This is a genomic window from Neorhizobium sp. T25_13 (assembly GCF_002968675.1).
In the GTDB taxonomy this organism is placed as follows: Bacteria; Pseudomonadota; Alphaproteobacteria; order Rhizobiales; family Rhizobiaceae; genus Neorhizobium; species Neorhizobium tomejilense.
In genome coordinates this window covers 526504-538985 of record NZ_PVBI01000001.1, presented here as the reverse complement: position 1 = coordinate 538985, position 12482 = coordinate 526504, and the positions used below count along the sequence as shown (strand labels likewise).

Genomic DNA, 12482 nt, shown 5'->3' with positions numbered 1-12482 from the left:
CGCCGGGTTGCCGCTTCGGCTTCAACGATGCGGCGTGGCCGCGGGAGACGGGGATCGTCTGTGGGATGCTCCATCAGGCAAGGCCCGTGCCGGGCGGCTGGCGCTGCTGCCATCCCGCCGGCCAATCGGCAAAAAACAGGGGCCGCGCGGTGGCTTCAGTCGGCAGGCCGCGAACCACATAAAACTGTGACGGCCTGAGCGGCGCATGACCGTCGTGCCACCAATAGCTTTCGGGGGATCCGGCAGGCGAGGGAGCGGGACCGGAGGGAAGGCTGCTCGCCTGCGCCGCCCGCTCACTCGACCAGGCCGGATCGGAGCCGATGAAACAGGCAGCTTTTTCTCTATCCGCCAGAAGCGGGCTGGCCGTCGCCGTCTCACGCGCCACAAGCGAAAGATCGGTCGCCACCGTCTTCAGCATTTCGACGAACTCTTCCTTGGCGATCTGGTCTTCCATGAAGCCGAGCATGGCGGCTTCGATGCGGTCGAGCGCCTTATCCAGCCGAGCATCCGGCCTCAGTATCCCGGCAGTCTCGCGGGAAACCAGCAGGACCGCGAACGGAAATGCCCGGCCGGCCCCGTCGATCGACCCCGCCATCAGGCCGGCCGCACCGTTGACACCGGCCTTGCCGCCGAAACCCGCCGGCATCAGGAAGCGCCAGACCGGCGAGGAGAGCACGTTTCGCTGGAAACTCTCTTCACCCTCGCTGCGCAACGATGCCATCCAGCCGGCTGCGATCTCGGCCCAGGCTTCGGTGACGCGAACGGGCAGGCCGTGAAACACGAAATCCTTGGCCGCGGGAACCTTGCCGAAATAACCGAGCAATTCCAAGGGAGCCATCCTCCCTCACAGTGCCGGAGGGCAGCGGAACGAGGCGTAGAGCTCACCATTGAACGGATTGGCGACGCTCGATGCCCTCAGCCGGAAGCTGGCCCTGATCTTGTCCTTCTCGATCGAGAACTCGAACTGGTCCTGGCCGCTGGTCCTGGCCATGCCGGTGCCGCTCAGCATCCGGAAGATCGCCCAGTTGCCGCTGCGCTGCACGGTCTCGGTCTTGCCGTCGAGAAGCGTGATGCTCAGCTGCGCGGTGCTCGCATCGCGCTTGCTCGGCCAAACGAAGTCGCGGGGCCGGATCGGTCCATGCCGGTAGACGAGATCGGCATCGTCGAGAACGAAGGACGATCGGAGCGCCTTCGGATCGAGATACATCGGTTCGACGGTGAATTTCGCCTCCGGTGCCGTGCCCGACGCGCCGAAGAAGGCGTCGCGGATGGCGAGCGCCCGGGCGAACTGCCCCAGCGCATTCGGCGCCAGGCCGATGCCGCTGCGCTGCGGATCGATCGGCACCAGCTGACGGCCCTTGACGACGACGAAGGGCGCCAGATTGTCCTTGAAGAACTGGTCGATGATGCCAGCCGGCTTGAAGATGTCGGCAAAATCCTGAAGCGAGATTTCCTGCTGCGATTCCGGCGAGAACGGGTAGCGGTCGTTCATCATCGCGTTGCAGGTCGGAAGAACCTCCTCCTGCCAGCGCTGGTTGACATGTGTATAGGCAAGCCTGCGCAGCACCTGCCAGGTCCGGTTGGAGACGAATTCGACCATCGGCCGGATTGGCGTCGGCTTGGTGGCCGCATTTGCCCTCAGCCGCGAGAAACTGTCGGTGGTCGGGTTTTTGCCGCGCTGAAGCACGAAATCGAAGGCCGCCGCCTCCGGGCTCGGTGCCGATGCGATGCCGGCCGCCGTGCCGAAAAGCTCCCCGAACAACTGCTGCATCTGCGCTAGGCCCTGGCCGTTCTGTGGATCGACCAGCGATGTCAGCGGCAGGAAGGCGTTGCGGATCGTCGTCCCCGGCCACGGTGCGGAACCGAAGGCTGTTGCGAGTGCTGTCTTGGCGAGCGCATCCGTGACGGTGCCAGCGACCGCCATGGCGATCCCGGGCGGGGCGGCGACCTGGGACAGCGCACCCCCCGGCGCCTGGCTTTCGGCATTGGCGCCGGGCAGCGGCAGTTCGGTATTGTCGCGCAGCGTCGTCAGCAGCGAGGTCAGCGGCGATTGCGGGCTCGAAAGATCGCGCAGCACCGTCTGGCCCTGGCTCAGCGAATCGAAGTCGATCACACGCACCGGGTTGACCGCGCTTTTCCATATGGCGATGTAGTCGCGCACATAGGCCTTGGCGATCTCTTCGGAGAGTTTCTGATAGGCATCGTTGCTGATGCCGTTTTCGCCGAGAACCCAATCGGTCCCGGTCGAGCTGCGGATATATTCGGGCAGCCGCGGTAGGAAGAACTGGTAGAAGCCGTTCTTCGTGTAAAGGCCGGGGATGACGCTGGTGCCGCCGGCGGCTGTATCGACCTGCAGTACCCCGGGGCCGAGAACGTTGATGATGCTGATCGGCGGCAATTGATAGCGCCGCTGTGCATCCTGGACCATGCGCGTATAGATGTCGGACGCCTGCGGCACGTCGGCGAGGCGCGTGCGCGCCGCCTGCACGGTCGACTGGTCGGTCGCAGTCCCCGCCGGCAAGAGGGCGGCGAGGCTCTCCGCGTGTTCGTCCATGCGCAATTTGGCGTCGGGCCGCAGCGCAAAGGCCGCCTCGTTCTGCCGCGAAAATTCGCTTTCGACCCGGCCTCTTTCGTATTTCTGGCCGGTGGTCAGCATCAAATAGGTTTCGAGCTGGCCGCGCAGCAGCAGGTTGTTCGGGTCGGCGGTTGTCGACAGCAGCTGGATCTGGGTCTGCAGCCGGGCCACGACGGACGGAAGAAGGAAGGTCCTGAGCAGCGCGTCGTAGGTTTGCAGCGAGACGCCGCGCAGTTCGGGCCGCGCGTCGATCGACAGGATATCCGGAAGCGGCCAGCCCGATTCCGCGATCTCGCGCAGCCGGCGCGCTTCGTCGAGGATCGGCAGCAGGCTTTCCAGCGACCGGTTGTTGCCCGCCTGCTCGATGCCGATCTTCAATTTGTCGGCGGAAGCGTCGGCCTGTTTGATCAGCGAAAGCGAGCTGTCCAGCCCCGCCAGCCAATAGCCGCAGAACAGCACGGCGACCGCAGCAAGGCCCGCATAGGCGGCACTTCGGGCAGCGGCGAACTGCCGTTCGACCTTGGTATTGCGTCCGACGAGGTTCTGTTCGGCAAAGACGATGTTGGTCAGCAGATTTTTGATGAAGAACGCCTTGCCCTGGCCGCTTGTCGGCGGCTGGTGGCTGGGTGCCAGCGCGAAACTGCGGCCCATGGCGCCGAGAAGCCTGTCGAACGGTGTTCCCTCCTGGGTGCCGGAGGTGAAATAGACGCCGCGCAAGAGCGGTTGTGCCTCATAGCGGTTGACCCGGAAGACATCGGTGACGAAACCGCGCAGTACCGCCGAAAGCGAGGCGAATTCATGCGGAAAACCGTAGATGCGGCAACGGCGGCCGTTGTTGCGCTCGGTCTCGAGTTTCGACGGCAGGCGCCTTTCGATGCGGCTGACGAGGTCCTGAAAGCCGCTCTCGAATGTCGGGCCGAAGCTTGCCTGATCGTCGTCGCGCGGGAAGGTGATGCCCCAGACCTGATCGCGATCAGCTTCGGTCGAGTCGTCGAAATATTCTTCGAAACCGGCGATGAGGTCGCATTTGGTGAACAGCACATAGACCGGCAGCCGCATTTCGAAGCTGCGATGCAGTTCGCGCAGCCGCTGCCTGAGAATTTCGGCATGGCGCTGCCGTTCGGCCTCGCTGGCGAGCGCGACATCGGCGACGCTGATCGCCAGCAACACGCCGTTGACCGGCCGCCTTCTGCGGTTTTCCTTGAGGATGTTCAGAAACCCGCCCCAGGCTGCGGCATCTATGCCCTGGTTGACGTCCTGAGTCGTGTAGCGTCCGGCGGTATCGATCAGCACCGCGTCGTTGGAGATCCACCAGTCGCAATGGCGGGTGCCGCCCATGCCCTGCAGAGCTGCCGTATGCCCGGTTTCGGCCAGCGGAAAGTCGAGGCCAGAATTCTGCAGGATGGTGGTCTTGCCGGTCCCCGGCGGGCCGATGATGATGTACCAGGGAAGGTCGAACAGGTATTCACGCCGTTTGCGCCCGTCGAGCGGACTGTCGCGCAGCGTCTTCAGCGTCTTTTCGAAGCGCTCGCGGATGAGTTCCACTTCGTCGGAGGACAGGTCGCTGCCCATCGAGATCAGCTCGTCATTGACGAGCATCGAATTGATTAGCCGGGCGTTGGCCCGCCGCGCCAGGAAAAACCTGAGGAAGGTGACGACGAAGAACAGCAGCAACGCGCCGGTGGCCACCAGCGTCCGGCTCGGAACGGTGGCGAAGGGTGTAACGCCGCCGACCGTGACTTGACCGCCGAACAGCCAGAACAGCGCTGCGAGCAGGATGATCATCAACAGGATGATCAGGCTGGACGGTCGAAGAATGCTGACGAGATAAGTTCTGATCATCGACGGTATCCTAACCCGCTGGTCAGCGCCGTAATCTTGGTGAGGACGGGTTTCAGGGCTCCGGAGAGGTAGAATTCCAGGTAGACATAGACGACGACAAGCGACAGGCCGGCGATCGCCGCCGCCATCCACAACGGAAACACGGCACGGATCTTCTTGCCACCCCGTTCACCTTTGGAAATCTTCGAGAGCGGTTCTTCGGCGCCGGTATCGCCCGCCTTTTTGATGACCCGCGACAGCTCGTTGCGCAGGTCCTCGAGCTGGTCGCGGCCACGCTCCACGATCCGGTACCGACCTTCGAAGCCGAGCATCAGGCAGGCGTGGATGAGGAGCAGCAGCGGCAGACGCTGCGCCGGGCTCTGTTTCACCCGGTCGAGGATCACGAACACCTTTTCGCCGCCCCAGGTCTCGTTGTGATACTGGTTGAGCAGGGAGTTCGAGCTCCATTCGCTGCGGCTTCCCCAAGGCGTCATCAGCACGGTCTCGTCGATGGTCGCACAGAGCACGTAGCGGGCCGCGACGATATCGCCGGCCTCGACGCCGCTCTTCTGGGCAATCTGCTGGAAGCGGTCCATTTCCTCGACGACCTGGCGGCGCAAGGCCGTGACATCGGCTCGTTCCGTCGAATTGCGCAGCTGCGCGACGATCAGGAGCAGCGGCGCTGCGGCCCGTACCAGCTTGCGCTCCGGCGCGGTGTCGAGCTGTTGCACCAGGTTGATGGCGCTTTGCAGCGACGCGTCGCCGGCATTGGCGGACGGCAGCAACGACTGGCGCACGACGACGGTCGGATCGTCGCCCATCTCACCGCCGAGCGCCGTTCTCGCCCGGGGGCTTAAGTGACGCACAACCGTCGGGGCGTCGTTATCGTCGCCGAAATTGCTCATCTGCCGGCCTCACGCTGGATCGCCCAGAGCTCCAGGTCGAGCCCGGGATAATTGCCGCTCACATGCAGGGCGAAGGCGGCGGAATCCTTGAGCTTCGCCCACAGCGGATTGGTGGTGTCGACCTCGAAATAGACTGCGTTCTGGATGAACGGGATTTCGCGCGGCGCCACCGAAAGCGGCTGGATCGCGATGCCCGGAAGCTGCAGGTTGACGAGATCGCGGATCTGCTCGACCGGTCCGATCTTGATATGCGCCGGTAATTGCTGGCGGATGTTTTCGAGTGCCAGGTCGGCGCGGGCGATCAGCACGAAACGGCGGCTGTTGAACGCCATCCGATCCTTGATCTCGCCGAGCCAGATGCCGAAATCACGCTCCGTCAACGGAATGCTGAGCGCGTTGCGTTCGACGATGACGCTTAGCATCTGGCGCAGGATGGCAAGCAGCCCGTCGAAGCTCATGCGCAGGTCGAGATGGTTGTATGGCGGCATGTCCGGCGGCCGCCGGGTCGACGAGGCATAGGCAGATATCTCGGCGGCCAGCGCAATCACCTCGCGATAGGCGTTCTCGGCGGAATGAAGGCCGGTCGCGATCAGGTGACCGATAATCACCTCGGCGCGGTTGGCAATGCCGAGCAGCATGACGTCGAGCATGCCGGAACGGGTATCGTTCGCCTGTCCGGTTGCGCCGGCGGTCAGCGATGCCGCCCTGCTGCGCAGCAGGCCGCGGATCTGCTCCAGGATCGAGATCAGCCTGAGACTTGCCCCGATCGCGACCACCGGGGGGATATAGGTTTCGGTGAGGGTTACCTGGCTGAGCGCGCCGACTGTCTCGATTTCGCCGATCGGCAGATAGGTGAGCTCGTCGAGTTTCTCGCCCTCAAGCACGATGCGCACATTCAGCGTGCCGACGCCGATTTCGGCCGGCGGTCGGTTGGCCTGCGCGTTGTCGATCACACGAACCGCGGTGTTGCGGAAACGTTGCGTCATGCCAGCGCCTTCGGCGACCTCGCTCGCCCCCGGGGCGCGGATCGGCAAGGCCAGAAACACACGTTTGCCCTGGCTGCCCGGCGGTACGTGGACAGCCTGCGGCAGGGGCTGCGCGCCAGGCGCGATGAAGAGGGTGCCATCGGGAAAGACGATATCGACGGCACTGACGCGGATCTGCCCGGTCTTCAACGCTTCCTTGTCGAATTCGAGCTGCCGCACGCCCCATGGATAGGGAGCGAGCCCCGCCACGCGCTGGTCGAGGTTGCTTTCGATCCAGCGGTCATATTGCTGCAGGTGCTGCGGCCGAAGAAACATGCCTTCCAGCCAGAGTGGCTTGCCCATCGATGTCAATCATACCCCCTGGGCCAAGGCCCCGATTGCGCATTCAAATTCAAGGTTTCGCCCGGCAGGTTGGATCACTTGCCGAACGAAAAACGCGAATATTTCTGGATCCGAACCGCCAGGCTCGTGACGTAGATGATGAAACGGTTCTGCGAGCCCTTCTCCAATTCGATGGAATCCCGCCACTGCGCCGACTGCATGTCGCGGAAGCTCGCGACGACGCCGATATAGGCAGCCTCGCTGGAGATCTCGCGATCGTATTTTTTCTCGGTCCCCGGCAGCATCTCGAATTCGCGGCTGGAGATCAGGTCCGCGCCGAGCAGCTTGGCCTCGTCGTCGAAGTCGAAATAGGTGGCGTTGTTGAAGGCCTTGAGCGACTTCAGTTCGTAAATGCGGATCACCACAGGAGAGGCGAGCTTCGTTTCGCCCGGATTGACGGCCACGTCGGCATTGATGGTGAAGGCGGCAGGCGTCGGCTCCGGCACGCCGCCGCAAGCCGAGAGCACGCCTGCCAAAACCAGCAGCGCGATACCGAGGAATGTCAGCCGCTTGAAGCTCATTTCTTGTTCTCCCAATATTGCGAAGCGATCCGCCGGGCCTGTTCCTCCTGGACCTGAGCAAAGGCCTCGGCGATCAGTTGGCGCGCTACGCCGTCGAAATTGCTGCTCATGCGCTGATGCATGTCGACATAGGTTTCCCACTTGCCCTTGCGCGCGCCCAAGCCCCGGATGCGATGGGCGCCTTCCGCTTCGTTGTCGCGCGCCGCGTGCTCGGGGCTCAGCCGCTCCATCAGCAGTTTGATCGCCCGCTGCATCGCCGCCATGGTCAGCATGACGTGCTGCTTGAGGTCCTCCAATGCCGATTGGGCAGCTTCACCAGGCGCCTGGAAACCGCCCGAGCGGGTCACGAACAGTTCGTCCAGCGCGAGCTCTGCCATCTTGAAATGCTTGAAAGGATTATTCTCTTCCGGCTGGACCTGTGTTTCGTCCATGCGGAATTCCGACTTCACCATGCGGCGGGCCGACAAGAGCAGGATGAGGCCGTCGGAAAAGGCCCGCACCATCTCGCCGACCTCCTGCATCACCTGCTTCTGCCTGTCCGGTGAAATGTCGGCGCCTGGCAGGCCCATGCCGGTGAACAGTGCGACCAGCGCGGTGCCGTCGGCACCGGTCCGGCCGGGCGGCTGGAGCGGCTGGCCGGAGGCCGCGCCAAAGGGCTCGCCGGGAGCCGCAGCCAGAGGCGGTTGCGGCTCAAGTGGACCGGGCAATATGGGCGCCATGGACGGCAACGGCACGCCCGGTACCGAAGCTGGTATCTGAGCAGATGCGGGAACTACCGGCCGAGGGTGACCGTCTCCGGCCGCCTTCTCGATCAGCCGCGCCTTGCGTTCTTCGCGGCGGGCCTTCATTGCCTCTATGGCATCGAATTCGCCGGCAGGCTGCTCCGGTCCCGCCGGGCGTGTCGCAGCCGGCTCGCTCAATCGCGCCAGATCGGCCATCAGCGACGGGCTGAGCGGTTCGCGGGCAGGCGGTAGCGGCACAGGCCCAAGTAAGGGCGGAGTTGGGGCCGACTGAGCGGGTGGGTTGGCCGCCAAAGGCTGATGACCGAACGGTGAGGCCGCGGTATTCCCTGACTCCTGCCGCAGCTCCCGGTTACGACGCGCCGGGCTGGCAAGGATGGAAAGCGGATCGAAATCGTCGGGAATGAGTTTTTGGGGGCCGGCAGCCGGCATTGGTTGCGGCGCGGGCGAGGGAGCAGCCGCGACGCTTGGCTGCGAGGCGACCGGCGGCCACGACTGCGAAGGCTCGAAACCCGCTGGCAAACCGGTGGCGGGCTGAGGCGGGGAACCCGGCGATGGGAACCGTTCGCGCGGATCCGGCCCCGGCATGAAATGGGCCGGTATCGGCTGTGGCGCCGGCATTGCCGGCTGGCCGTTGGCGATCATGCCCGCAAATGGATCCGTCTGACGTGGAGAAGGCGAGAAAAGCGGGTCGACATAGGGAATGGCAGAGGCGGCCGGATCTGGCGATGCAGCCTCCGGCCATGGTGCCGATCCGAGATAGGCGAGCGGATCCTGGGTATTCCTGGCCCAGACATCGCCCATGTCGCCGCGTTCGCGCAACGCCTGTTCGGCCGACGGCGCGGCATTCTGCCAGACGGGCTGATAGGCCTGCGGCAAGGCAGGGCCCGATGTTGGTGCCGGTGAAAAGGCGGCGGCGGCGGCCAGGAGCTGCGCCTCGATCAGGTGTTTGGCGGCGCGGAACCTGAGGCCGCCCACCAGCGCCACGCCGTTGCCGCGTCCGAGTGGCTGCTGTCTGCCATCGAGGAAAATGCCGTTGGTGCTTTCGTCGACCAACATGAACTTGTTGTTCTCGAAGACGACGCGGCCGTGGATGGACGAAAGGATGCGCTCCTCGTCGGAGAGAACCCAATCGCATTTCAACGAACGGCCGAACGTGCCGCCCTGAACTTCGAAGACATGTTCGCTCGGCTGTGTCCTGCCGACGAGGGAGAGCCTGATCCTCATGACCGCCCTCCGATGCCCTCGAAGACCGCCATGGCGGCAGGCGGCATATCGAAGGACGACACCGTGCTGTCGGTCGACAGGAGGACCGTGTCCTCGAGCGGCTGCGGCGTGTCGGCATGAAGCCAGCTCGTCCAGCCGAGGCGGCATTCGCCGAGCTTCGCCATCGGGATGGTCTCCGGCTCGAACGAAAATTGCAGCTCCCATTCCAGCGGCTCGCGCGTCACCATCAACAGCAGTTCGCAGAACTGGCGATGTTTGGCGCCATGCGGCAGGAAAGGTTCGAGCACGGCGAAGCTCGCCCGGCCGGCGCAGATGCGGTACTTGCCGAAATCGTCGTCGAGTTCGAAGCCGAGGATCGCGTCCTCGCCGAGGATGTTGTTCGTTCGGCCAAGCGCCAGCCGAGACTCTTCGCCGATCGCCACCTTGCGCGGAATGAACTCTTCGATCCGGCAGGGGATCGCAAAGAAGTTGGAGAGTGTCGCGCCGACCACATCGGCCGAATTGGAAAAGAGCGAAATCAATCCCAGATGCGGCAGAAGCGCCGAGCGGGAAATCTCGCCGATCCGGTCGCGATCCTCGATCGGGAAACCGCACAGCGCCAGGAAGCGTTTCGACAAGGGGTCGGCGCCGCCGCTTTCATAGCGCAGATAATAGCGGTACTTTCGCCAGATCACATGCAGCAGCGAGATCAGCCGGTGATTGAAAAGATCGAGGAAATCCTCGACCGGGGCCGGAACGGTATCCGACTCGATGATCCGCTCGGTGAACCAAGCCGGCAGCGGCGAAGCCGGGCCGTAGAGGCCGAAGAAATTGACCCGGATATCAAGCCGGTCGGCCGCCGTGTCATAGGCGACGGCACTGACATCGGACGCCCCGAAACTCAAGGAGCGGGTGGCGCGAAACCGCAGATATTCGCTCGAAGGATCACCCAGGCTCCCGACAGGCCGCGCGTCGCCGCGCCTGAGTTCCATCAGCACGACAAGCTGGTGGAAACGGAAATGAGCGAGTTCCGAAAGCTGCGCGTCCCCGAGCGCTCCGGCCATCCGGCCGGAAACCGCCTCCACCGCCATTGCCTCGTTGCCACTCATAGCGTCGCGGCCTCACCCCATTTGGCGGCCCAGCGAAACACGATGTTGGAATCGAGCCCGGTCATCGAAAACCGGTGCAGGCTGTTGATGCTCGAATAGGATTTCAGGAAGTGGTCGAGGATGGAGCCGAAAAGATACATTTCGCCTTCGCCGCCCATCATGTTTTCGGAGACCGAAAGCGTCAGCTCGAAACTGCGCACCGGCCGGCCGCGGCTGATGACATCGACGCTCCTGCGCTCGAAGCTTCGGAAACTCTGCAGCAGCATGTCGCGCTGCATGGCCGCCTGCCGGTCGGTCCGGGCGCGGAAGTCATAGGCGCCGACCACTGTCCGCAGCGCCTCAACATCGATGATCGAGGAGAAGTTGCGGGCCAGATTGGCGATCAGCGTCCAGAGGATGTCTTCCTCAAGCGGCGGCGGCACTTCGCTCAATACCGGCGTGATGTTGGAAAATTCCAGCTTTGCCGGCGTCGATGATGTCGGCTGATTGACGCTGCCGACCCCGAGGCGGCTGGCAAGCGCCCCGTTCGAACATCTAAGCCGCATCGACACCATCTCGGTTTCCGGCAGGCCGACCTTGCCGAGGCGGGTGACGAAGGACAGCGAGTGATCGACGCCGTTGGTGAGTACGCCGGGCTTCACCTGAGTGCGATAGTAGAGCTTCGGCTTACCGTCCTCGGAGAGATCGTGGCGAAAACTCTCGAACGGCTCATAGACGATGCGACGGCCGCTGCCCTGAACCCAGCCTTCCACGCCCTCGACGGTATGAACGCTGAAATGGCTGGAATCGCCGGCCGACCGGACCGGATATTCGGAGCGCTCGTGGGAAACCGTCAGCGGTCGGCCTTCGGCCTCGAACAGGTTGATCGCCGGCGTGGTGTTGAGCGCGAAGAGATCGGCGCTGATGCGGGTCGATTCCGGAAAGGCCTGCGACATTTCGAAAGCCAGACTGAAGCGGTCGGCGCGGGAGTCGGCGAAGTTCTCCAGGCCCTTCAACCGCAGGAACATGAATTTTTCCGGGCAGGAGAAATATTCCTGCATGATCCGGAAACCGTCGAAGGCGCCTTCGGGATAGGGCAGGGCCGCCTCTGTGGGCGCAAAGCCCATCGGTTCGACGGTGAGGTTGGCGGCGGCCGGCCGCTCATCCGGCACAATGAGCTGAACGCCGCGCACCCGCTCGCGGAAAAAGAGATAGAGCTGGCGGGCCGTTGCCGTGTCCTTGGCGCTGTTGATGAACAAGGTCAGCGGCCCGGCTGCCAGCGCCTGCAGGCCGGCGCCGCCGGTCTGGCGGAACGAAATCACGATCCGGCTGCTGTTCTTGCGGTTTTCGAGTTCGGCGCCGACGATCTCGAAGGGCAGGACCTTCAGGTCGAAACTGGTCTGGAACGAAATGGCTTCGCCGTCGATCGGCCGCGACTGCACCCTTGTGCCGCGCGGCACGTCGATCGACACGCCGCTCGCCCCTTCGGCAAAGCCGAAGCGCACCATGGTGATCGGGGCGACGGGCCGCAGGTAATGGGGCCAGACCAGTTGCAGGAGGCTGAGCGCCAGTTCCGGCATTTCCGCATCGAGCCGCTGGCGCAGCCGCCCGACCATGAAGGCCATGCCTTCGAGCAGGCGCTCCACATCCGGGTCGGTGGCGTCCTTGCCGAGATGGCGCGCCAGCCGCGGATTGGCCTTGGCAAACAGCGCACCCATCTCGCGCAGATAGGAGAGCTCGTCCCGGTAGTAGTTGTTGATCGCCATCGGTCCAACCCTCGACTAGCCGTTGAACCGCATGCGTCCGTCGCTGCCGAGGACCGAGTCGAAAGCAACCTTGACGGTGCGATCGTCATCGGCCAATTCACCATCCACGTGAAAGATGAATTCGAGCGGTCGCGTCTTGTCCTCGATCGGCCGCACTGCGACATTGCGCAGGCGCGGCTCGAAACTGCGCAACTGCCTTTCGACATCGCGCGCGATCGAGGAGATCAGGCTGCGATAGTCGGAGGTCGCGTTGAAATCCGAAAGGCCGAAATCGGGCCGGGTCTCGCAGCAGCCCTTGCGGCTGTTGAGGATCATCAGAAGATTGGCAAGGATACTGTCGAACACGGCAGAATCATCCTGCCGGCCGGCCCTTTCGGCTCCGACCCCGTCAAGCTCCAGGCGCTGCAGCAAGCTTACCGATACCATTGCTTACTCACTCTCAAAAGCCATTGGCCGGACAGCGAATGCCCGGCCATCAGGTACATCTGCGCCA

Annotated in this window: 9 protein-coding genes; all 9 read right to left on the bottom strand. The window is 63.8% G+C overall.

Features of this window, described 5'->3' with window-relative positions; all coding sequences use genetic code 11:
* Positions 1-73: 73 nt before the first annotated feature.
* Complete coding sequence (tagF, locus tag C5J22_RS02560; RefSeq protein ID WP_172746497.1) at positions 74-829, bottom strand: type VI secretion system-associated protein TagF; 756 nt, start codon at positions 827-829, stop codon at positions 74-76.
* Between the two features lie 15 nt (positions 830-844).
* Positions 845-4417, bottom strand: coding sequence for a type VI secretion system membrane subunit TssM (gene tssM, locus C5J22_RS02555; RefSeq protein ID WP_105437017.1), 3573 nt, complete (start codon positions 4415-4417; stop codon positions 845-847).
* Complete coding sequence (gene icmH, locus C5J22_RS02550; protein ID WP_105437016.1) at positions 4414-5301, bottom strand: type IVB secretion system protein IcmH/DotU; 888 nt, start codon at positions 5299-5301, stop codon at positions 4414-4416. The genes tssM and icmH overlap by 4 nt, the downstream gene beginning before the upstream one ends.
* Positions 5298-6629, bottom strand: coding sequence for a type VI secretion system baseplate subunit TssK (gene tssK, locus C5J22_RS02545; RefSeq protein WP_105437015.1), 1332 nt, complete (start codon positions 6627-6629; stop codon positions 5298-5300). Before tssK ends, icmH begins: the two co-directional genes overlap by 4 nt.
* Positions 6630-6703: 74 nt before the next feature.
* Entirely contained in the window at positions 6704-7189 is a 486-nt protein-coding gene (gene tssJ, locus C5J22_RS02540; RefSeq protein ID WP_105437014.1) for a type VI secretion system lipoprotein TssJ, read from the bottom strand.
* Positions 7186-9156, bottom strand: a complete 1971-nt coding sequence (gene tagH, locus C5J22_RS02535; RefSeq protein WP_172746495.1) for a type VI secretion system-associated FHA domain protein TagH — start codon at positions 9154-9156, stop codon at positions 7186-7188. The genes tssJ and tagH overlap by 4 nt, the downstream gene beginning before the upstream one ends.
* Positions 9153-10244 carry a type VI secretion system baseplate subunit TssG gene (tssG, locus tag C5J22_RS02530; RefSeq protein WP_105437012.1) on the bottom strand — a complete coding sequence of 364 codons (1092 nt, stop codon included), beginning with the start codon at positions 10242-10244 and terminating at the stop codon, positions 9153-9155. Before tssG ends, tagH begins: the two co-directional genes overlap by 4 nt.
* Complete coding sequence (gene tssF / locus C5J22_RS02525; protein WP_105437011.1) at positions 10241-11989, bottom strand: type VI secretion system baseplate subunit TssF; 1749 nt, start codon at positions 11987-11989, stop codon at positions 10241-10243. The genes tssG and tssF overlap by 4 nt, the downstream gene beginning before the upstream one ends.
* Before the next feature lie 15 nt (positions 11990-12004).
* Positions 12005-12415 carry a type VI secretion system baseplate subunit TssE gene (tssE, locus tag C5J22_RS02520; RefSeq protein WP_105437010.1) on the bottom strand — a complete coding sequence of 137 codons (411 nt, stop codon included), beginning with the start codon at positions 12413-12415 and terminating at the stop codon, positions 12005-12007.
* Between the last annotated feature and the right edge of the window lie 67 nt (positions 12416-12482).